Raw genomic sequence first — 22,343 nt, forward strand, 5'->3', positions numbered from 1 at the left:
GTGTGGACTCAGCTTTCCGGGGTCTGCTCAGCCAGGGCCACGGCGCGGAACATCGCGCGGCGTTTGTTCAGGGTTTCTTCCCACTCCAGCGCCGGCACCGAGTCGGCAACGATGCCGCCACCGGCCTGCACGTGCAGTTCGCCGTTCTTGATCACCGCGGTACGAATCGCAATCGCTGTGTCCATGTTGCCGTTCCAGGCAAAGTAACCGACCGCACCGCCATACACGCCACGCTTGACTGGCTCCAGTTCGTCGATGATTTCCATCGCACGGATCTTCGGTGCGCCGGACAAGGTGCCCGCCGGCAGAATCGCCCGCAGCGCGTCCATCGCGGTCAGCCCGGCCTTCAACTGGCCGGTGACGTTGGAGACGATGTGCATCACGTTGGAATAGCGCTCGATGACCATTTTCTCGGTGAGTTTCACCGAGCCGATTTCCGAAACCCGGCCAGTGTCGTTACGACCAAGGTCGATCAGCATCAAGTGCTCGGCGATCTCCTTGTCGTCCGACAGCAGATCCTCTTCCAGCGCCAGATCCGCCTCTTCGGTGGCTCCGCGTGGACGAGTGCCGGCAATCGGGCGCACGGTGATCAGGTTGTCTTCGACCCGTACCAGCACTTCCGGCGAACTGCCGACGACGTGGAAGTCGCCGAAGTTGAAGAAGTACATGTACGGCGTCGGGTTGAAGCAACGCAGGGCACGATACAGATCGATCGGCGCCGCCTTGAAGTCGATCGACATGCGCTGCGACGGCACGACCTGCATGCAATCGCCCGCGAGGATGTATTCCTTGATGGTGTCGACGGCTTTTTCGTAGTCGCTCTGGGTGAAACTGGAGCGGAACAGCGGATCAGCCGCTTGTTGCTTGCTGAAATCCAGGCCACGGCGCGGGGTGATCGGCTGGCGCAGTTTCTCCAGCAGTGCCTGCAATTGCGCCTGACCCTGCTCGTAAGCATCGGCTTGCGCCGGATCGGCGAGGACAATCGCGTGCATCTTGCCGGCGAGGTTGTCGAACACCACCACTGCATCGGAAACCATCAGCAGAATGTCCGGCACGCCCAGTGGGTCCGGGTTCGGGCATTTGCCCAGACGCTTCTCGACATAACGCACACAGTCATAACCGAAGTAACCGACCAGGCCACCGTTGAAACGCGGCAGACCGGCGATGGTCGGCACGTTGTAGCGGGCCTTGAAGGTTTCGACGAAAGCCAGCGGGTCTTCGACGTCATGGCTTTCGGTCTCGACGCCATCGACGGTGATGCTCACGTGATGGTCGTGCACCCGCAGCACGGTGCGGCACGGCAGGCCGATGATCGAGTAACGGCCCCATTTCTCGCCACCCTGCACCGATTCGAGCAGGTAGGAGTTTGGCTGGTCGGCCAGTTTCAGGTAGATCGACAGCGGGGTGTCGAAGTCGGCCAGGGTTTCGCAGGCCAACGGAATGCGGTTGTAGCCGTCAGCGGCCAGGCGCAGGAATTCTTCGCGGATCATGGGGTGCCTCGTGGTGTGAGGGGCAAATCAGTCAGGTGTGCAAACGCGCCGGCAAGCCGGCCAGGCATCAGTCAGGCGCGCCAACGCCAGCGGGCCAGGGCCTTGATGACTTTCATCCAGAGTTTGCGGGTGACCACCACGATGGCGTTTCCAGAATGGGATTGAGCAGCGTCGGGCAACGTTATCTCAGCGGCTGTACCGAGGCAACCGGGAATTAGCTTGCGCAGATCGTCGATCACCAGTGCCGGGGATTCCTCGGCAATCGGTCGACCGTGGTTGTAGCCGTAGCTCAGCGCCACGCACTTGACCCCCGCCGCTTTCGCCGCCAGCACGTCGCTGCGCGAATCGCCGACGAACAGCGATTGCGAGGCCGGGATGTTGGCCATCTTCATCACGAAGAACAGTGCCGCCGGGTCGGGTTTCTTTTGCGGCAGGGTGTCGCCGCCGATGATCCACTTGAAGTAGCGGCCGATCTTCATCTGATCCAGCAGCGGCGCGACAAAACGCTCCGGCTTGTTGGTGATCAATGCCATGGCCACGCCCTGTTTGTGCAGCCATTTGAGAGTGTCGCGTACGCCGGGATAGACCACGGTCAACTCGTGGCTCGCGCCATAGGCTTCCATGAATACTTCCAGCGCGTGCTCGGCCTCGACGTCATCCACCGCCGAATGATCGATGCCACCGGCCAGCGCCCGGCGCACCAGCACCGGTGCGCCATTGCCGACCCACTCGCGTACCGCCTCGATACCGGCAGGCTTGCGGCCGAGGGAGAGCAGCATGGTGTCCACCGCCGCCGCCAGGTCGGGAACCGAGTCGATCAACGTGCCATCCAGATCGAACATCACCAACCGTGGCAGTTGCCCCGGGAACAGCTGCTCAAAACCGCTCATGGGCGCGCCAGCGCCAGTTCGGAACGCATCTTGTCGATGACTTCCTGATAGTTCGGCGCATTGAAGATTGCCGAGCCGGCCACAAAGGTGTCAGCGCCAGCGGCCGCGATTTCACGGATGTTGTTGACGTTGACGCCGCCGTCGATTTCCAGACGAATGTCACGGCCCGAGGCATCGATGATCGCCCGCGCTTCGCGCAGTTTGTCGAGGGTGCCAGGAATGAACTTCTGCCCGCCGAAGCCCGGGTTGACGCTCATCAGCAAGACCATGTCGACCTTGTCGATCACGTACTTGAGCACGTCCAGCGGGGTCGCCGGGTTGAACACCAGACCGGATTTGCAGCCGCCTTCACGGATCAGTTGCAGCGAACGATCGACGTGCAGCGTGGCTTCCGGGTGGAAGGTGATGTAAGTGGCGCCGGCCTCAATGAAGTCGCCGACAATGCGATCCACCGGGCTGACCATCAGGTGTGCGTCGATCGGCGCAGTGATGCCGTACTTGCGCAGGGCCGCGCAAACCATCGGGCCGATGGTCAGGTTCGGCACGTAGTGGTTGTCCATGACATCGAAGTGAACGAAGTCGGCACCGGCGGCCAGAACGTTGTCCACTTCCTCGCCGAGGCGGGCGAAGTCGGCGGAGAGAATCGACGGAGCAATTACGAAGGGCTGCATGACGCACCTTTTCTGAGCTAAATCACGATGGCGCGCATTGTATACCTCAAGTTTCCGTGCGCGCACCGTGACCGCGATGATCAGTACGCCGCCCGGTAGATCTTCTCGATATCCGCAGCGCTGAGCTTGCGCGGGTTGTTGCGCATCAAACGCTCGATTCCCGCGGCCTCCACGGCCATGGCCGGGATCGCCTCTTGCGGAACGCCAAAACTGCGCAGCCCGGCCGGAATTTCCACCGCCGCGCACAGTTCGGTCATTGCCTGCACGGCTTTGTCCGCCGCCTCGGTGGCGCTCAGATGAACGGTCTTCACACCCATGGCTTCGGCGATATCCTGCATGCGCTCGACGCAGGCCATCTTGTTCCAGGTCATGACATACGGCAGCAACAACGCGTTACTGACGCCATGGGCGATGTTGAAGCGCCCGCCCAACGGATAGGCCAACGCATGCACCGCGCCGACTCCGGCATTGCCGAACGCCATGCCGGCCATCAGGCTGGCGGTGGCCATGTCTTCCCGGGCTTGCAGATTGGCGCCATTGGCGTAGGCCTTGGGCAGCGACCGGGCAATCAACCTGATTGCGCCGAGCGCCAGCGAGTCGGTGATCGGCGAAGCGTTGACCGACAGATAGGATTCGATGGCATGCACCAGCGCATCGACGCCACTGGCGGCGGTGACGCTGCGCGGGCAGGTCAGGGTCATTTGCGGGCTGACCAGCGCCACGTCCGGCAACAGGTAGTCGCTGACGATGCCTTTCTTCAGTTGCGCGACCTTGTCGGAGAGGATGGCGACGTTAGTCACTTCCGAGCCGGTGCCGGCGGTGGTCGGGATGGCGATCAGCGGCGGGCCTTTGCGCGGCACCTGATCGACGCCGAACAGGTCTTCCAGCGCGCCGTGGTATCCGGCATACGCGGCGACACTCTTGGCGATGTCGATGGCACTGCCGCCACCGAGACCGATCAAGCCGTCATGCCCGCCCTCGCGATACACGCGCATGCAATCTTCGACGATGGCGATTTCCGGGTCCGGCAGCACCCGATCAAAAATCTCGTACTCGCGCCCGCCCAATTGGCACAGCGCCAGCTCCACGGTGCCGGACTTGACCAGCGCGGCGTCGGTGACGATCAGCGGGTTGTCGATATCCAGCCGCGTGAGCTCCGCCGCCAGTTGCTCGATGGCCCCGGCGCCGGTGATCAGTTTGTGAGCAATTTTGAACTGGGACAGACTCATCGTGCGCAGCCTCTTATAGATGTGGGAGCTGAGCACAAGCGTAGCTGAGGGTTTGGGGTTGTCTGGTATTCAGTTGGTGAATAATCAAGAGCAAAAGCCCCTCACCCTAACCCTCTCCCGGAGGAAGAGGGGACTGACCGAGCTGCACTCTCGAAGTCCATCGACGTGCAATACCGAGTCGAACTCATATTCTGAACAGCATGAAGATCTGCTCCCTTTCCCCCTCGCCCCCTTGGGGGAGAGGGCTGGGGTGAGGGGGTGGCTTTTGATCTGGGCGTCAGACCTGCGCGGTACGCAGTTTCTCGCTACGGCCACGCAGCCATTCCAGCGTCAGTAACAAAATCACCGAAAAAGCGATCAGCAAGGTGGCCGCCGCCGCAATCGTCGGGCTGAGGTTCTCGCGGATCCCGCTGAACATCTGCCGTGGCAAGGTCGCTTGCTCGGGGCCGGCGAGGAACAGCGTCACCACTACTTCATCGAACGAAGTGGCAAAGGCAAACAGCGCCCCGGAAATCACCCCCGGCGCAATTAACGGCAGGGTCACCCGACGGAACGTGGTCAATGGCGAAGCGCCAAGGCTGGCCGCCGCCCGCACCAGATTGTGGTTGAACCCCTGCAACGTCGCCGACACGGTGATGATCACGAACGGCACACCCAGCACTGCGTGCACCACGATCAGCGAGAAGAAGCTGTTGCCCAGACCCAGCGGCGCGAAGAACAGATAACTCGCCACACCAATGATCACCACCGGCACCACCATCGGCGAAATCACCAGCGCCATCACCAGCGCCTTACCGGGGAAATCGCCACGGGTCAGGCCAATGGCGGCCAGGGTGCCGAAGACCATCGCCAGCACGGTCGCCGCAGGAGCGACGATGATGCTGTTCTTCAGCGAGCGCATCCATTCCGCCGAGGCGAAGAAGTCCTGATACCAGTGCAGGGAGAAGCCCTGCAGTGGGTACACCAGAAAACTGCCGGAGTTGAACGACAGCGGCACGATCACCAGTACCGGCAGAATCAGGAACAGCAGGATCAGGCCACAGAGGATCCGCAAGCTGTAGAACCACACCCGTTCGATGGGCGACATGTAAGGACTCAGCATTTCAAATTCCCCTTAGCTCAGGCGCAGGCGACTGGCGCCCACCAGCCAGCTGTAGATCAGATAAAGCACCACGGTCGCCAGCAGCAACAGGCCGCCCAGTGCAGTGGCCATGCCCCAGTTGATGCTGGTGTTGGTGTAGAACGCGACGAAGTAACTGACCATCTGATCGTTCGGGCTGCCGAGCAGCGCCGGGGTGATGTAGTAGCCGATGGCGAGGATGAACACCAACAGGCAACCGGCACCGACGCCGGCATAAGTCTGCGGGAAATACACCCGCCAGAAACTGGCGAACGGATGGCAGCCCAACGAGATGGCGGCGCGCATGTAGGTTGGCGAGATGCCTTTCATCACGCTGTAGATCGGCAGAATCATGAACGGCAGCAGAATGTGCACCATCGAGATGTAGACCCCGGTGCGGTTGAACACCAGCTCCAGCGGCTTATCAATGATGCCCATCGCCATTAGTGCGCTGTTGATCAGCCCGCCCGATTGCAGCAACACGATCCACGCCGCGACCCGCACCAGAATCGAGGTCCAGAACGGCAGCAGCACCAGAATCATCAGCAGGTTGCTCTGCCGTGATGGCAGGTTCGCCAGCAGGTAGGCCAGTGGATAGGCGAGGAACAGACAGATCACGGTGATGATCAGGCCCATCCAGAACGTGCGGGCGAAGATGTCGAGGTAGATCGCCTGATCCGGGGTGGCCGGGGCCAGTTCGCCGAGATCATCGATACGGTGATCCACCGCCGCCAGCAGGTAGTAAGGCGTGATGCTGCTGGTGTTGCGTTTGACCGCTTGCCAGTAGGCCGGATCGCCCCAACGCTCATCGAGCGCTTCGAGGGCTTCTTTATAGGAGGCCGGTTCGCTGGCGAAGGGCAGCGCCCGGGCAGTTTTGGTCAGCAGGCTGCGATAGCCGGCCAACTCCATGTTCAAGCGCTTGGACAGATCGCCCAGCGTCTGGTTTTTGCGGGCTTCGGCGAGATCTTCGCCGGCCGCTTTGTACACCGGTTCAGCGGGCAGGCCACGGCCGTCCCAACTGGCGATGGCCGCCACGGTGCGCGGCATGCCGCCGACCACTTCCGGGTTGCCGACGCTTTTGTAGAGCAGCGCCACGATCGGCACCAGAAACACCAGCAACAGAAACAGCACCAGCGGCGCAATCAACGCCTGAGCCTTCCAGCGGTTGACCCGCTCGGCGCGCTTGAGCTTCTGCTTCAAGGTGGGGCTGGCGCCCTCGTTCAGGGGAACGGCGATGGCCATGACGTACTCCGCAAATCTTTGATCGTTACAGAGGTGGCGAACCACCTCTGTTGTGTTGAAACACCACAGGTCTCAGAGGAGTTTTTGTGGCGAGGGGATTTATCCCCGATCGGCTGCGCAGCAGTCGTAAAACCTGAGAATCCGGTTTATCTGACACACCGAGCGGGTATGGCTTCGGGGGCTGCTTCGCAACCCATCGGGGATAAATCCCCTCACCACACAAGCTCCTTCGCCACAAAGTCTTCCTTCAGACTGTGGTTATTTCGCAGCCCAGGAATTGAAGCGCTGCTCCAGTTGCTCGCCGTTGTCAGCCCAGAAGCTGACGTCGATCTGCACCTGGTTGGCGATGTTTTCCGGGGTGGTCGGCATGTCTTTCAGCACGTCCTTGCTCAGCAGCGGTACGGCTTGAGTGTTGGCCGGGCCGTAGGCGATGTTTTCCGAGTAGGTCTTCTGTTGCTGCGGCTGAACCGAGTAGGCGATGAATTTCTTCGCCGCTTCGGCGCGCTTGGCGTCCAGACCTTTCGGGATGGCCCACGCATCGAAGTCGTAGATGCCGCCATTCCACACCACTTTCAGGTTGGATTCTTTCTGCACGGCGGCGATTCGACCGTTGTAGGCCGAGCTCATGACCACGTCACCGGAAGCAAGGTATTGCGGTGGTTGCGCGCCGGCTTCCCACCACTGAATGCTCGGCTTGAGTTCATCGAGTTTCTTGAACGCGCGATCCTGCCCACCCTTGCTCGCCAGCTCTTTATAAACGTCCTTCGGTGCAACACCGTCGGCCATCAGCGCGAATTCCAGGGTGTACTTGGCGCCTTTGCGCAGGCCACGCTTGCCCGGGAATTTCTTGGTGTCCCAGAAATCGGCCCAACTGGTTGGCGCGGTTTTCAGCTTGTCGGCGTTGTACGCGAGCACGGTCGACCAGACGAAGAAGCCCACGCCGCATGGCTGAATCGCGCCTTTGACGTAGTCTTCAGTCTTGCCGAACAGCGCCGGGTCGAGCTGTTCGAACATGTCTTCATCGCAACCACGGGACAGCTCTGGCGATTCAACTTCCACCAGATCCCACGACACGCTCTTGGTGTCGACCATGGCTTTGACCTTGGCCATTTCGCCGTTGTACTCGCCGGCAACGATCTTGCCGTTGCCCGCCGCTTCCCACGGTGCGTAGAAGGCTTTGACTTGCGCCGCCTTGTTCGCCCCGCCAAACGACACCACAGTCAGATCGGGACCGGCGGCCATAGCGCTGGCCGCACCCATCAGGCCCAGGGTCAGGGCGGTGAACTTCAGGGATCTCAACATTTATTGTTCTCTCCACGTGCAGGGTTGGTGTTGGTATTGCCGGGGCGCTTAGTGCGCCTCTAGAAGAGGATCGAGTGCGCGAACGTGCTCGACCTGCCAGCCAAGCGGAACCACGTCGCCGACCGCGAGCGCTGGATCGAGCTCGGCAATCGGCTGTTTCACGAAGAAGTCGGTCTTGCCGCAGACTTCCAGGCGCACCCGGACGTGGTCGCCCAGATAGATGAATTCCGCCACCCTCCCTGAGAAGCGGTTGACGCATTGGTCGCTCGAACCGTTGAGGCTCACGCGCTCCGGGCGAATCGACAGAGTCACGGGTTCGCCGGTCTGGCCGACGTTGACCGCCAGCGCCTCGACCTTCTCGCCGCGACCCAACTCGACCACGCAACGCTCGCCGCTCTGGCTGAGCAGTCGGCCATTGAGGCGGTTGTTCTCGCCGATGAAGTTGGCGACGAAGGTGTTTTTCGGTTCTTCGTAAAGCGTGCGCGGCGGGGCGATCTGCTGGATCTCGCCCTGATGAAACACGGCGACGCGGTCGGACATGGTCAGCGCTTCACCCTGGTCGTGGGTCACGTAGACCACGGTCACGCCGAGGCGCTGGTGCAGGTGCTTGATCTCCATCTGCATGTGTTCGCGCAGTTGCTTGTCGAGGGCGCCCAGCGGTTCGTCCATCAGCACCAGTTGCGGTTCGAACACCAGCGCCCGCGCCAGCGCCACACGCTGCTGCTGACCGCCGGAGAGTTGTGCCGGATAGCGCGAAGCGAACGCGTCAAGCTGGACCATGCTCAGGACCTTCTTGACCTTGTCGCTGACGTCGCTCTTGTTCAGGCCACGTACGGTCAGCGGAAAGGCCAGGTTCTCGGCCACGGTCATGTGCGGGAACAGCGCGTAGTTCTGGAACACCATGCCGATGTCACGCTTGTGCGGCGGCACGTTGTTGATTGCACGGCCGGCCAGGAGGATTTCGCCAGCGGTCGGGGTTTCGAACCCGGCGAGCATCATCAGACTGGTGGTCTTGCCCGAGCCGGACGGCCCGAGCAGGGTCAGGAACTCGCCTTTGCGAATGTCCAGGTTGAGGTCTTTGACGATCAGGTTCTCGCCGTCGTAGCTCTTCTGCACTCCACGAAAGCTGACCAGCACGTCACTGGCCCCTGCGTTTGAATCGACCTGGCTCATACCCACACCTTTGTTATTGGTAACTGCTGTGGATTAAGCCTAGTGGCTGGCGCCAGCCACGCAAATCGGGGCGCAGGAGAGAATCGCCTCAGCCGGATGGAAGGTTGGGGGTAGGGATTGCCCTACAAGGATGGCGCGTTTTGGCAAACGCAGCGGCAAGCGATGAGCTGCAAGCTGCAAGAACAGGCAAAAGCGCCTGTCGCTAATGGATATGCCCACAATGGCAGGCCAGATGGAGATTCCCTGTGGGAGCGGGCTTGCTCGCGAATGCGGTATGTCAGTCAATGAATGATTGGATGACCCACCGCATTCGCGAGCAAGCCCGCTCCCACATTAGAAATACGGTGTTCTCAGAGGAGTTTGTGCTCCATCGCGTATTTGACCAGCTCGGCCAGCGAGGTGATGTTGAGCTTCTGCATCAGCCGCGCCTTGTGGGTGCTGATGGTCTTGCTGCTCAGCGCCAGTTGCTGGGCGATGTCGTTGACGTTGGCGCCCTGGGCCAGGCGCTCGAACACCGAGAACTCACGCTCGGACAGCAGCGAATGCAACGGACGCGTGTCGGTCAGGCCGACTTCGAAGACCATGCGGTCGGCCAGTTCCGGGTCGATGTAGCGCCCGCCGGCCGCCACCTTGCGAATCGCCGTCAGCAGCAATGCCGGATCGCTGTCCTTGGTCGCATAGCCGGCGGCGCCGACCTTCAGTGCACGGGCGGCCATTTGCGCCTCGTCGTGCATCGACAGCACCAGAATCGCCGGTGGATTGTTCAGCGCGCGAATCCGCGGAATCGCCTCCAACCCATTGACGCCAGGCATCGAGATGTCCAGCAACACCACTTCACACGGCACGCTGCGCAAGGTTTCGAGGAGCTGCTCGCCATTGCTCGCCTCCCCCACCACTTGCAGATCCTTGGCCAGGCCGATCAATTGCTTGATGCCTTCACGGACGATGGTGTGGTCTTCGGCTACCAATACACGGATCACGTTCTTCTCCATTATTCTTATTCAGCGCCAAGGTCATTCGCGAGCAGGCTCGCTCCCACAGGGAAGTGCATTCCAATGTGGGAGCGAGCCTGCTCGCGATAGCGTCAGCTCAAACACCACAACCTTCAAACCTCATCCACCGGCACCCACACATTCAGACTGGTGCCCTCCCCCGGCTCACTCTCAAGCAACAAGCGTCCGCCCATGATCAGCACCCGCTCGCGCATACCGACCAAACCAAAGGACGTTGGCCGATCCGCCGCAGCGACAAAGCCTACGCCATCGTCGCTGACCGTCAGACACAACTCGTCGCCTTCCAGCGCCAGTGTCAGCTCCACAGTATGCGCCTGAGCATGGCGCATGACGTTGGTCAGCGCCTCCTGCAGAATGCGGAACAGCCCGATCGCCTTGGCATCGCTGAGCGCCGGCAGATTGTCCGGCACCTGCACCAGACACGGAATCTGCGTCCGCGCCTCGAAGCGCCGCGCCTGCCACTCGATCGCTGAAGCAATCCCGGCATCGAGAATCGGCGGGCGCAACGCCGTCGCCACATCACGCACCAGCTGGAACAACTGGGCGATCAGGCGTTTCATGCTGTTCAAGCGCTCGTGCAGCCCCGGGTCGAGTTGTGCGTAGGCCAGTTCGCACATCGATGTTTCCAGCTTCAGCACCGTGAGCATCTGCCCCAGCTCATCGTGCACTTCTCGGGCGATGCGTGCCTTTTCTTCTTCGCGCACGCTTTCCAGGTGCGCCGACAATTCGCGCAGTTGCTCGCGGGAGGCGGCCAGCTCCAGCTCGATACGTTTGCTTTCGCTGATGTCCCAGACGATGCCGTCCCAGACATAGGCGCCATCCTCCAGCTGTCGGGTGATTGCCTTGATCTCGGCCCAGCGCTGCTCGCCCTGACGGGTGAGGATGCGACCCTGCCACGACCAGTCACTGTCGGTGTCCAGCGCCTGATCCTGAGTCTGGTGGTAACTGGCCCTGTCGTCCGGGTGCACCAGACTGCGCAAGCCCATGTCGCGATGGGCGATGGCGGCCGGCGCATAGCCGACCAGACTCTCGCTGCCCTCGCTGATGTAGGCGAAATCGATCTGCCCGGTCACCGCCGCCCGCTCCAGGCGGAACACCAGCCCCGGAACGTTGGCGGCGATGCCTTGCAGGCGCGCTTCACTTTCCTGCAACGCGGCCAGGGCGCGGCGGCGCTCGGTGACGTCGGTGAGATAAACCACCAGATACTCGCTGTCGCGAAAACGCAGAAAACTCAGCGAGACGTCCGCCGGCAGGATGCTGCCATCGGCGCGCACGCAACTGGTTTCAAAGCTCAGCGGCCCTTCTTCACTGGCCCGCGCGCGTTTCCACAGGTTGAGCCAGCGGTCCATGTGCAGACCGGGTTCGAAGTCGATCAGCGGCCGCTCGATCAGCGCGCCCTGTGGATAACCGAGCATGTGTTCCGCCGCGCGGTTGGCATAGCGCACATGGCTGTCCCAGTTGACCCAGAGAATGCCGACGGTGCTTTGATCGATGGAAAACTGGGTCAGGCGCAAGGCTTCTTCGCTGGCCGCGCGCAGGGCGATGTCTTCACGTGCAGCCAGCAGACGCTGTTCGAGGCTGTGTTGCTGGCGTCGTTGCCAGACCACGATGGCCAGGCAACTGAGCAGCAACACCGCGAACAGCAGACTGAGGTTCTGCCAGAACCCCGGTGATTCCGTCAGCCGTGGGTACTTGGGTTGCAGCCATTGGTTGTGCAGGCGCTCCAAATCCTTGGCCGGGATCGCTCGCAAGGCGCTTTCGATGATCCCGGCCAATTGCGGCCAGTCGCGCCGCGTGGCAACCCGCAACAGCTGCGGCAAGCCGATATCGCCGACCACCACCAACCCGGCGAACTCGGGTTCGGCGGACAACCGCCCAAGTTGTGCTTCATCTATCACGGCGTAGGACGCTTGTTGAGTCAACAACAGTTGCAGCGCCTGACGCTCCAGCGGCACGCCTTGCAGATTCAGGTGCGGGTAATTGCTGCGCAAATAATCGGCGGTGACGCTGGGCATGCGCACCGCGACGCGGGACAGGCTGTCGAGCTTTTCCAGCTCGACCACGCCGCCGCTCTTCTGGTCGCTGACCACCAGTTGCGGCACACGCATGTAAGGATCGGAAAACAGCCACAGGCGCAGCGCACCCGGGGTCTGAGTCAGGCCCGGGGCGATGTCGATTTCGCCTTCGCGGGCGGCGTCTTCCAGTTGCGCCAGGTCCTGAAAATTGCGCCAGCTCAGCTCGACGTTCAGGGTTTTGGCCAGTGACTTCATCAATTCGACATTGGCCCCGGACAAGCGCTGCAGACGCCGGTCGTACTGCGCGTACGGTGCCTGCAACACCAGACCGACGCGCAGCTCTCGGTGCTGCGCCAGCCATTGCTGCTCGCCGGGCGTCAACAGCGCCGCGTGCGCCGCCGGCGCAGACGCCGCCCAGCCCATCAAGGGAAAACACAACCAGCCGATAACCCACAGGCAGCAAAAATGCATCATTGAAGTCTCGTACACTGACAAATTCTGACCAACCCATTAGGCTGCCGGGATACTTTTCTGGCCTGGAATAACCGATGCCCTCTGTCTACCGCCTGGCAATGCCAGCATTGTGCCTGTCGCTGATCCTGCCTTGTGCGTTTTCCGTCGAAGCCGCCGATCCGGCGCCCGCCTCCACCGCCGAGCAACCGGCCGCCGAAAAACCGGCCGAACGCCAGCCACTGCTTGAGCGTAGTCAGGAAGAAGCCGCAGCACTCGAACGCAAAGTCCCGGCACAAGAACAGCAGCAATTGCAGGCCGGCGCCGATACTTTCCTCGCCCTGTGGAAACCGGCCAACACTGCCGACCCGAAAGGTGCGGTGATTATCGTCCCTGGCGCCGGTGAAACCGCTGACTGGCCGCAAGTGATCGGCCCATTGCGCAGCAAATTGCCCGATGTCGAGTGGAGCAGCCTGAGTATCACCCTGCCGGATCTGCAAAGCGATGTCATTGCACCGCGGGTGATTGCGCCCGCCGCCGCGCCGAAAGCCCCGGAAAGTGGCAGCAAGGATTCCACCACTGCGCAACCGATCGAACAGGCGGCGGGCGGTGAAGCGGAAGTGGCGGATCAGGTGGTCGCCGAAACGACTGAAGAACAATCCAAGGCTGATGCCGAACGGATCTTTGCGCGGATCGATGCGGCGATCGCCTACGCCGAGCAGCAAAGCGCACGCCGGGTCGTGGTCCTCGGTCACGGTACGGGCGCGTACTGGGCGGCGCGCTATCTCAGCGAGCGACAGAGTTCCCAGGTCGAGAAACTGGTGATGGTCGATGCGCAAACGCCGAGCAAGGCCAAGCCACAGCTGGCCGAGCTGACGCCGACCCTGAAGTTGCCGACCGCCGACATTTTCTACATGGACAAGGCGCTGGATCGCAACGCGGCACTGGAGCGCATGCAGGCCAGCAAGCGCTTGAAGACTTCGACCTTCAGCCAGGTGGCGCTCAAGGCGTTACCGGATAAAAAGGCTGAGCAGGAGCAGGTGTTCCGGCGGGTGCGTGGCTGGTTGAATCCGCAGAAGACTGACTGATAGACCGAGTCGCCCCATTCGCGAGCAAGCCCGCTCCCACATTTGAATGCATTCCATCTGTAGGAATGCGATCAATGTGGGAGCGGGCTTGCTCGCGAAGAGGCCCTCATCAACAACTCACCTCTAACGATCAGCGAAAATCCCGCCGCGCCCGAATCAGGGTAAACGCGTTGTGCAGCTCGCGGGTTTTCTCGGTCGCGTCACGCACCTGCTCCGGCGTCGCGCCGCTGCCGGCGATCTTGTCCGGGTGATGACGACTGAGCAGCCGGCGATAGGCGCGCTTGATCTGCGCCGGCTCGCTGGTCGCCGACACCCCGAGCAGGCGCATCGCTTCCTGATAACTCACCGCGGCACTGACAATCGGCCGTTTATTGGGCTCGTAATCATTGGCCAGCGCCTGAATCTGGTGGGTTGTCCAACCCAGCCACTTGCCCCACTGCGCCAATAATTCACGCTCACTCACGCCCGCGCGACCGTCGGCCCAGACCATCCGCCAGCAGGCGCGCAACACGCCTTCGGCGGCATGCGGCTGAGCACTCAGACGGCGCAGATAACCGCGCAGGCGGTCGCCGCCGGACTTGCCGCGATTGAACGCAGCAATCGCCCGCCGCCGTGCCGGCTCGCTCATTTCCAGGGCGTTCATTTCATGGCGCGCCTGCTGGATATGGCCGTCCGTCACTCGCCCGTCACTCTTGGCCAGACGCCCGAGCAACACGAACAGCAATTCGTCGTTGCGCAACATCGGCCGTCCGCCGAGTTTTTCCCGCAAGTGCCCCCAGCTTTGCAGGTGCAGGCGCCGATCCAGCGCCTGTCCCAACAATGCCCCAAGCATGGCCCCCGGAATGCTGGCGATCGCAAAACCCGCTCCGGCTCCAATCAGAGTCCCTGGCCACAACATATCAACGACTCGCTTCTATCAATGCTTCAGCTTCGGCCAGACGCTCATGCGTACCGACATCCACCCAGTGACCTTTCAGACGCTCACCGCTGACCTGTCCGTCAGCCATGGCTTTGCGCAGCAGTGGTGCGAGCTTGAATGCGCCGTCCGCGCAGCCATCGAACAACTGCGGATGGAGCACGGCGATGCCGCTGTAGGTCAGGGTTTGCGCGCCTTGCTGGCCATCCTGTATCCGGCCGTCAGTCAGGGTGAAATCGCCCGTCGGATGATGAGCCGGGTTGTCCGCCAGTAAGAGATGCGCCAGACCGTTGATCGGCTGATGCAGCACGCTGAAGTCGTAATCGGTCCAGATGTCACCGTTGACCACCAGAAACGCATCGTCACCGAGCAACGGCAAGGCGCGGAAAATCCCGCCGCCGGTTTCCAGCGGCTCACCTTCCGGCGAGTACTGGATGCTCACACCGAACTGCGAACCGTCGCCCAGGTAATCTTCGATCTGCTGACCGAGCCAGGCATGGTTGATCACGATCTCGCTGAAACCAGCCGCCGCCAGCGCGCGCAGGTGATATTCGATCAACGGCACGCCGCCGGCACGCACCAGCGGCTTGGGGGTGGTCAGGGTCAGCGGGCGCATGCGCTCGCCCTTGCCTGCCGCCAGAATCATCGCCTTCATGCAGTCGCTCCGCCACGCAGACTGGCGAGCAACGCCTGCAGATCCGCCAGTTCAGGACGACGCGCAAGCACCGCTTCTATATAGGCGAAGAAACGCGGCACGTCGGCCAGGTAGCGCGGCTTGCCATCGCGATGGCAGATGCGGGCGAAGATGCCGATGACTTTCAGGTGGCGTTGTACGCCCATCAGGTCGCTGGCACGCAGGAAGTCTTCGAAATCCGCTTGCACCGGGATGTCCAGCGCCGAGGCTTGCTGCCAGTAGCTTTCCAGCCAGCCACGCACGCGCTCTTCAGGCCAACTGAGGAAGGCGTCCTTGAACAGGCAGGTGACGTCGTAGGTGACCGGGCCGTAGACCGCATCCTGAAAGTCCAGTACGCCCGGATTCGGCTCGCTGAGCATCAGATTGCGCGGCATGTAGTCGCGGTGCACCAGCACTTTCGGCTGGGCCAGGGCGCTGTCGATCAGCAGATCGCTGACGGCTTGCCATTGTTGCTGCTGTGCCGCGTCGAACTCGATGCCGAGTTCGCGCTTTACGTACCACTCGGGGAACAGTTCCAGCTCGCGGCGCAGCAGTGCCACGTCGTAACTCGGCAGCGGTGCGACCATCGGCAATTGCTGAAAAGCCAACAGCGCCTGCAGGGCATCGCTGAGCAAAGCGTCGGCATTTTCGCTGTCGATTACGTCCAGATAGGTCTTGTTGCCCAGGTCATTGAGCAAAAGAAATCCGCGTTCGAGGTCTTCTGCATAAATTTTCGGCACGTTAATTCCGGATTTCGCCAGCAAAAAGGCGATATCCACGAACGGTTTGCAGTTTTCCTGGGGTGGCGGCGCGTCCATCACGACGAAGCTGCGCCCCGCGCCTTCCCAGCGGAAATAACGGCGGAAACTCGCGTCACTGCTGGCCGCGGTCAACGTGGCCGGGGGCACGGCGCCCCAGCCCTGATCTGCAAACAGGATTGCCAACTGCTCATCGAGCCAAACTTTCAGGTGTTGCAAGCGTACATCTTGGTCAGGCATTGCAAGGGTCTCCGACGGCGCTAGCCGTCAAGCGGGTCATGCTTTATTATCCAGCATCTTTTTCAGACCATCGAGAGGCGTGCGGCCCACACCGCGGGCAGATGGCACGCAGGAAGCCCGGACTAATAAGATGGCATTGAAATCCCCCGCGTTTCGTAAAAAATTTCCGTTGTTGGTAACCGGCAGTCTGCTGGCTATGCAACCTCTGGCCAGTCAATTCGTTGTTGCCGCCGAGCAGTATGACTGCGCCGTCTCGGCAACGGGTGGCTGGGCGTGTGCACCCAAGACGCCGGCAGCTGCATTGCCGCCGCGTCCGGTGCATGACGGCAGCGCTGTCAGCGCCGCCGGCGAAGCCCCGACCCAGAACGGTTCCACATCCGACACCGGCGCCAAGCCTGTGCTGGTCACCGAAGCCAAGGGCCGCGGTCTGAAATCCCGTAGCGAAGACTACAGTCACCTCGACTGGGTTCCGCGCGAGAAGCTCACCGCCGCCCAATTGGCCGAGACCGGTCCTTACTGCTCTGGTTCCTATATCGAACCGATTCGTCCTGGCATGAATGACAAGACGAATAAAAGTGACGCACCGACCTTTATCGGCGCCAAAGCCTCGCGCTACAACACCGAAGATCAGGTGGGTACGCTGGCCGGCGACGTGGTCCTGCGTCAGGGCAGCATGCAGGTCGAGTCCGACGAGGCCAGCCTGTATCAGGCCGAGAGCCGCGCCGAACTCAACGGCGACGTGCGCATCCGCGACAACGGCGCACTGATCGTCGGCGACCACGCCGATGTGCAGCTCGACACCGGTGAAGCCAAGGTCGACAACGCCGAATACGTGATGCACAAATCGCGCATCCGCGGTAACGCGCTGTACGCCAAGCGTGCCGAAAACGCGATCATTCGCTTGAAGGACGGCACGTACACCACGTGCGAACCGAACAGCAACGCCTGGCAGCTCAAGGGCAACAACATCACCCTGAACCCTGCCACCGGCTTCGGTACCGCGACCAACGTGACACTGCGGGTCAAGGACATCCCGATCCTGTACACGCCGTACATCTACTTCCCGATCGACGATCGTCGCCAATCGGGTTTCCTGCCGCCGACCATCGGCACCGGCAGCGATACCGGCTTCATGCTGGTGACCCCGTACTACTTCAACCTGGCGCCGAACTACGATGCCACGTTGTACCCGCGCTACATGAGCAAGCGGGGCATGCTGGTCGAAGGCGAGTTCCGTTACCTGACCAAGTCCAGCGAAGGCCAGTTTGGTGCGGCGTATCTGAACGACGAAGATACCGATCGCAGCAAGCAGTCCGATTACGAAAAAAATCGCTACATGTACAACTGGCAGCACAAGGGCGGTCTCGACTCCCGTGTGATGACTCAGGTCGACTACACCAAGATCAGCGATCCGTATTACTTCCAGGATCTGACCACCGATCAGATCGGTGTGAAGAGCGCTGACTACGTGAACCAGCAGGGTTCGGTGACTTACCGAGGCGACAGCTACACCGCACGCCTGAATGCTCAGCAGTATCAACTGGCTACCGTTTCGAACGTCACGCCGTACGGTCGCCTGCCGCAGATCACCTTCAATGGTCAGTTGCCGTACCATCCGGAAGGTTTGAATTTCGATTACGAGACCGAGCTGGTGCGCTTTGATCGTGACTTGAAAGACGGCAACTTCGTGAACGAAGACGGTACTATCGAGCCTCGCCTGGACAACAACATCCAGGGTCTGGCCCGTGCAAACGGCGATCGACTGAACCTGAAACCGGGTGTCAGCCTCCCGATGAACTGGACTTATGGCTTCCTCAAGCCATCGCTCAAGTACCAGTACACCCAGTATCAACTGGATCTGGACGGCACCGGCAAGTCGCAGATTGCTGCGCAAAGTCCCGAGTCGGACAAACTCAACGGCACCTTCGACAGCAACCAGAACCGCGGCGTACCGATCGCCAGCGTCGACAGCGGCCTGTACTTCGACCGCGACACGTCCTACTTCGGCAAGAACTATCGCCAGACTCTGGAACCGCGTCTGTTCTACCTGTATGTACCGAAGGTCGACCAGGAAGACATTCCGGTCTTCGACACCAGTGAGTACACCTTCAACTATGCCTCGCTGTTCCGTGACAACCGCTTCTCCGGCTCCGACCGTGTCGGCGACGAGAACAAGTTGTCGCTGGGCGTGACCAGCCGCTGGATCGAGGATAACGGCTTCGAACGTCAGCGCATCAGCGTCGGTCAGGCTTACTACTTCAAGGATCGTGAAGTTCAACTCCCGGGCATCGCATTCAAGGATCGTGACGACGCGAAATCCAGTGTTTCGCCGTACGCCCTCGAATACGAATATCGCTGGAACCGTGACTGGCGCACCACTGCCGATTACAACTGGGATCCGGACAGCCGCAGCCCGCGCTCCGGCAGTGCGATGTTCCACTACCAGCCGGAAGACAACCCGAACAAGGTGGTCAACGTCGGTTATCGCTATCGCAACGACCAGATCCGTTACGACCAGAACACCGGCAAGTGGGCTGTGGGCGGCGGCGACTACGGCACTCCGGGCCAACCTGGCTACGTGAAGGACTACTACAAGATCCAGCAGCATGACTTCTCGGTCATCTGGCCGATCGTTCCGCAGTGGAGCGCGATCAGCCGCTGGCAGTACGACTACAACCGCAACCGTACGCTGGAAGCCTTCGGTGGTTTCGAATACGACAACTGCTGCTGGAAACTGCGCCTGATCAACCGTTACTGGGTTTCCTACGACGAATTCAGTCAGGAAGCTCCGCAAAACGAAAAAGGCGACCACGGCGTCTTCCTCCAAATTGTTCTGAAGGGACTCGGCGGCCTGACTGGCGCCAAGGTAGAGAGCTTCCTCGACAAAGGCATCCAAGGTTATCGTCAACGTGAAGACCAAGCTTTCTGATTCTCTGCGCCCGCTGCTGCTGGGCGCGCTGTTCCTGGGTACTGCGGCCAACGCCGCAGTACAGTCCATCGATAAAGTGGTCGCGATCGTTGATAACGACGTGGTCATGCAGAGCCAACTGGACCAGCGCGTCCACGAAGTTCAGCAGACCATCGCCAAACGTGGCGGCGGCATGCCGCCTCCAGGCGTGCTGGATCAGCAGGTGCTCGAGCGCCTGATCGTCGAAAACCTGCAACTGCAGATCGGCGAGCGTTCCGGCATCCGCATTACCGATGAAGAGCTGAACCAGGCGGTCGGTACGATTGCCCAGCGCAACAACATGACCGTGGATCAATTCCGCGCCGCCCTGGCACACGACGGTTTGTCCTATGACGACGCCCGTGACCAGATCAAGCGCGAGATGATCATCAGCCGTGTGCGTCAGCGCCGCGTGGCAGAACGCATTCAGGTCTCCGAGCAGGAAGTGAAGAACTTCCTCGCCTCCGACCTGGGCAAGATGCAGCTGTCCGAAGAATTGCACCTGGCCAACATCCTGATCCCGACGCCGGAAAGCGCCAACTCTGATGCGATTCAGAGCGCTTACCGTCAGGCGATGGACGTTTACCAGAAGCTCAAGCAAGGCGATGACTTCGGTCAGATGGCCGTTGCCAAATCCGGCAGCGACAACGCCCTGGAAGGCGGCGACATGGGCTGGCGTAAAGCTGCGCAACTGCCACCGCCGTTCGATCGTGAGCTGAGCAGCATGGCCGTTGGCGACATCACTCAGCCTGCACGTACCCCGGGTGGTTTCATCATCCTCAAGTTGCTGGCCAAACGTGGTGGCGAAGCGCAGATGCGTGATGAGGTGCATGTGCGCCACATCCTGGTCAAACCAAGCCCGATCCGTGACGAAGCCAAGACCAAAGCCCTGGTGCAATCGCTGTACGAGCGCATCCTGGCCGGCGAAGACTTCGCAGAACTGGCGAAGAACTACTCCGAAGACCCGGGTTCGGCGCTCAACGGTGGCGACCTGAACTGGATCGACCCGAACGCACTGGTACCGGAATTCCGCGAAGTGATGGCCAAGACCCCACAAGGTCAGCTGTCCAAGCCGTTCCAGACCCAGTACGGCTGGCACGTACTGGAAGTCCTTGGCCGCCGCGCCACCGACAGCACCGCACAGGCCCGCGAGCAACAAGCGATGACCGTTCTGCGTAACAAAAAGTACGATGAAGAGCTGCAGAACTGGCTGCGTCAGATTCGTGAAGAAGCCTACGTAGAAATCAAACTCCCTGGTGCAGACCAGGCAGCGCAGTGAAACCCAAGCGTTTCGCGCTGACACCCGGCGAACCAGCCGGCATCGGTCCCGACCTGTGCCTGCTGCTCGCCTCGCAAGCCCAGCCACACCCCCTGATTGCCATCACCAGCCGCGACCTGCTCACCGAGCGGGCCGCGCAGCTGGGGCTGGCCGTCACTTTGCTGGAAGTGGCACCCGGTCAATGGCCGGATGCGCCAGCAGCGGCCGGCAGCCTGTACGTCTGGGACACCTCGCTCAGCGCCCCCGTGGTTGCCGGGCAACTGGACAAGGCCAACGCCGCGTTCGTCCTCGAAACCCTGACCCGTGCCGGCAACGGCTGCCTGAACGGCGACTTCGCCGGGATGATCACCGCCCCTGTACACAAGGGCGTGATCAACGAATCCGGCATCCCGTTCTCCGGACACACGGAATTTCTCGCCGACCTGACCCACACCGCCCAAGTGGTGATGATGCTCGCTACTCGCGGTTTGCGCGTAGCCCTGGTCACCACTCACCTGCCCCTGCGCGAGATTGCCGATGCAATTACGCCGGAACGGCTGGAGCGGGTCACGCGGATTCTGCACGCCGACCTGCAAGACAAATTCGGCATCGCCCGGCCACGCATCCTGGTCTGTGGGCTCAACCCGCACGCCGGTGAAGGCGGACACCTGGGCCATGAAGAAATCGACATCATCGAACCTACCTTAGAGCGCCTGCGCGGCGAGGGCATGGACCTTCGTGGCCCGCTGCCTGCCGACACTCTGTTTACCCCCAAATATCTGGAGCACTGCGACGCAGTGCTGGCGATGTACCACGACCAGGGCCTGCCCGTGCTGAAGTACAAAGGCTTCGGCGCCGCAGTCAACATTACCCTTGGCCTGCCGATCATCCGCACCTCGGTCGATCACGGCACCGCCCTGGATCTGGCCGGCAGCGGCAAGATCGACACCGGCAGCCTGCAGGTCGCCCTGGAAACCGCCTACCAGATGGCCGAGACCCGTTTATGACCGAGCAATACCAACACAAGGCGCGCAAACGCTTTGGCCAGAACTTCCTGCACGACGCCGGCGTCATCGACCGCATCCTGCGCTCCATCAGTGCCAAATCCGGCGACCGCATGCTGGAAATCGGCCCGGGCCAGGGCGCGCTGACCGCTGGCCTGCTCAACTCCGGTGCGCAGCTCGACGTGGTGGAACTGGACAAGGACCTGATCCCGATCCTCAACCAGCAGTTTGCCGGCAAGAGCAACTTCAACCTGCATCAGGGCGATGCGCTGAAGTTCGACTTCAACACCCTCAACGCCGCGCCGAACAGCCTGCGCGTGGTCGGCAACCTGCCGTACAACATCTCGACGCCGCTGATTTTCCACCTGCTGAACAACGCCGGCATCATTCGCGACATGCACTTCATGCTGCAGAAGGAAGTGGTCGAGCGCCTGGCCGCAGGCCCGGGTGGCGGGGACTGGGGTCGTCTGTCGATCATGGTTCAGTATCACTGCCGTGTGGAACACCTGTTCAACGTCGGCCCGGGCGCTTTCAACCCGCCGCCAAAGGTCGACTCGGCCATCGTCCGCCTGGTGCCGCATGCGGTACTGCCGCACCCGGCCAAGGATCATCGCCTGCTCGAGCGTGTCGTTCGCGAAGCCTTCAACCAGCGTCGCAAGACTCTGCGCAACACCCTCAAGCAATTGATGACCGCTGCCGAGATCGAAGCCGCCGGTGTCGATGGCAGCCTGCGCCCCGAGCAACTGGACCTGGCCGCATTCGTGCGCCTGGCCGACAAGCTCGCCGAGCAGGTTCCTGCCGCCCCCGCCGCCGACTGACCGGCGATGAACGCTATCGGGCAGGCCGCCACTCTGGTTTACTGCC

General features: G+C 61.5%; 18 protein-coding genes. 5 read left to right on the top strand and 13 right to left on the bottom strand.

The window, feature by feature from the left end:
* Nucleotides 1-8: 8 nt before the first annotated feature.
* The 10 genes from trpE to KCG87_RS00145 form a co-directional block, all read right to left on the bottom strand.
* The gene (trpE, locus tag KCG87_RS00100; protein ID WP_098965895.1) at nt 9-1,490 is read right to left on the bottom strand and encodes an anthranilate synthase component I; all 1,482 of its coding nucleotides are present in this window, start codon (nt 1,488-1,490) and stop codon (nt 9-11) included.
* A 71-nt stretch (nt 1,491-1,561) separates the two neighbouring features.
* Nucleotides 1,562-2,380 carry a phosphoglycolate phosphatase gene (locus tag KCG87_RS00105; protein ID WP_095137402.1) on the bottom strand — a complete coding sequence of 273 codons (819 nt, stop codon included), beginning with the start codon at nt 2,378-2,380 and terminating at the stop codon, nt 1,562-1,564.
* Nucleotides 2,377-3,051 carry a ribulose-phosphate 3-epimerase gene (gene rpe, locus KCG87_RS00110; protein WP_003228808.1) on the bottom strand — a complete coding sequence of 225 codons (675 nt, stop codon included), beginning with the start codon at nt 3,049-3,051 and terminating at the stop codon, nt 2,377-2,379. The genes KCG87_RS00105 and rpe overlap by 4 nt, the downstream gene beginning before the upstream one ends.
* 80 nt (nt 3,052-3,131) lie before the next feature.
* Nucleotides 3,132-4,280: an iron-containing alcohol dehydrogenase gene (locus KCG87_RS00115; protein WP_134787464.1), complete on the bottom strand. Its 1,149-nt coding sequence runs from the start codon at nt 4,278-4,280 to the stop codon at nt 3,132-3,134.
* A 277-nt stretch (nt 4,281-4,557) separates the two neighbouring features.
* On the bottom strand, nt 4,558-5,382 hold the full coding sequence (locus tag KCG87_RS00120; RefSeq protein WP_041070101.1) for an ABC transporter permease: 825 nt from the start codon (nt 5,380-5,382) through the stop codon (nt 4,558-4,560).
* A gap of 12 nt (nt 5,383-5,394) precedes the next feature.
* On the bottom strand, nt 5,395-6,642 hold the full coding sequence (locus KCG87_RS00125; protein WP_098965898.1) for an ABC transporter permease: 1,248 nt from the start codon (nt 6,640-6,642) through the stop codon (nt 5,395-5,397).
* 258 nt (nt 6,643-6,900) lie between these two features.
* Nucleotides 6,901-7,944: an ABC transporter substrate-binding protein gene (locus tag KCG87_RS00130; protein ID WP_027610727.1), complete on the bottom strand. Its 1,044-nt coding sequence runs from the start codon at nt 7,942-7,944 to the stop codon at nt 6,901-6,903.
* Between the two features lie 48 nt (nt 7,945-7,992).
* Nucleotides 7,993-9,117 (bottom strand): ABC transporter ATP-binding protein, encoded by a 1,125-nt coding sequence (locus KCG87_RS00135; RefSeq protein WP_007966453.1) that lies wholly within the window; start codon nt 9,115-9,117, stop codon nt 7,993-7,995.
* A 350-nt stretch (nt 9,118-9,467) separates the two neighbouring features.
* Nucleotides 9,468-10,109 carry a response regulator transcription factor gene (locus KCG87_RS00140; protein WP_177327384.1) on the bottom strand — a complete coding sequence of 214 codons (642 nt, stop codon included), beginning with the start codon at nt 10,107-10,109 and terminating at the stop codon, nt 9,468-9,470.
* A gap of 113 nt (nt 10,110-10,222) precedes the next feature.
* Complete coding sequence (locus tag KCG87_RS00145; RefSeq protein ID WP_210556562.1) at nt 10,223-12,619, bottom strand: sensor histidine kinase; 2,397 nt, start codon at nt 12,617-12,619, stop codon at nt 10,223-10,225.
* Nucleotides 12,620-12,693: 74 nt separating this feature from the next.
* Between KCG87_RS00145 and KCG87_RS00150 the strand changes: the two genes are divergently transcribed.
* Nucleotides 12,694-13,683, top strand: coding sequence for an alpha/beta hydrolase family protein (locus KCG87_RS00150; protein WP_210556560.1), 990 nt, complete (start codon nt 12,694-12,696; stop codon nt 13,681-13,683).
* Nucleotides 13,684-13,813: 130 nt separating this feature from the next.
* Here KCG87_RS00150 and KCG87_RS00155 read toward each other — a convergent pair whose 3' ends face one another.
* From KCG87_RS00155 to KCG87_RS00165, 3 genes are read right to left on the bottom strand one after another with little or no spacing between them, the layout of a single operon-like run.
* Complete coding sequence (locus tag KCG87_RS00155) at nt 13,814-14,581, bottom strand: TerB family tellurite resistance protein (RefSeq protein WP_027610724.1); 768 nt, start codon at nt 14,579-14,581, stop codon at nt 13,814-13,816.
* A 1-nt stretch (nt 14,582) separates the two neighbouring features.
* Nucleotides 14,583-15,254 (bottom strand): N-acetylmuramate alpha-1-phosphate uridylyltransferase MurU, encoded by a 672-nt coding sequence (murU, locus tag KCG87_RS00160; protein ID WP_210556558.1) that lies wholly within the window; start codon nt 15,252-15,254, stop codon nt 14,583-14,585.
* Nucleotides 15,251-16,270, bottom strand: a complete 1,020-nt coding sequence (locus KCG87_RS00165) for a phosphotransferase (protein ID WP_210556556.1) — start codon at nt 16,268-16,270, stop codon at nt 15,251-15,253. The genes murU and KCG87_RS00165 overlap by 4 nt, the downstream gene beginning before the upstream one ends.
* 130 nt (nt 16,271-16,400) lie before the next feature.
* Here KCG87_RS00165 and KCG87_RS00170 point away from each other — a divergent pair, with 130 nt between their 5' ends.
* The 4 genes from KCG87_RS00170 to rsmA are packed head-to-tail and all read left to right on the top strand — an operon-like array spanning nt 16,401 to nt 22,297.
* Complete coding sequence (locus KCG87_RS00170) at nt 16,401-19,199, top strand: LPS-assembly protein LptD (protein WP_210556554.1); 2,799 nt, start codon at nt 16,401-16,403, stop codon at nt 19,197-19,199.
* Nucleotides 19,180-20,496, top strand: a complete 1,317-nt coding sequence (locus KCG87_RS00175; RefSeq protein ID WP_210556552.1) for a peptidylprolyl isomerase — start codon at nt 19,180-19,182, stop codon at nt 20,494-20,496. The genes KCG87_RS00170 and KCG87_RS00175 overlap by 20 nt, the downstream gene beginning before the upstream one ends.
* Nucleotides 20,493-21,482 (top strand): 4-hydroxythreonine-4-phosphate dehydrogenase PdxA, encoded by a 990-nt coding sequence (gene pdxA / locus KCG87_RS00180; protein WP_210556550.1) that lies wholly within the window; start codon nt 20,493-20,495, stop codon nt 21,480-21,482. The genes KCG87_RS00175 and pdxA overlap by 4 nt, the downstream gene beginning before the upstream one ends.
* A complete protein-coding gene (gene rsmA / locus KCG87_RS00185; protein WP_027610718.1) occupies nt 21,479-22,297 on the top strand; it encodes a 16S rRNA (adenine(1518)-N(6)/adenine(1519)-N(6))-dimethyltransferase RsmA in 819 nt (272 codons plus the stop codon). Before pdxA ends, rsmA begins: the two co-directional genes overlap by 4 nt.
* Nucleotides 22,298-22,343 lie beyond the last annotated feature (46 nt).

It is taken from the genome of Pseudomonas sp. MWU347 (assembly GCF_017947305.1).
GTDB lineage: Bacteria > Pseudomonadota > Gammaproteobacteria > Pseudomonadales > Pseudomonadaceae > Aquipseudomonas > Aquipseudomonas putida_A.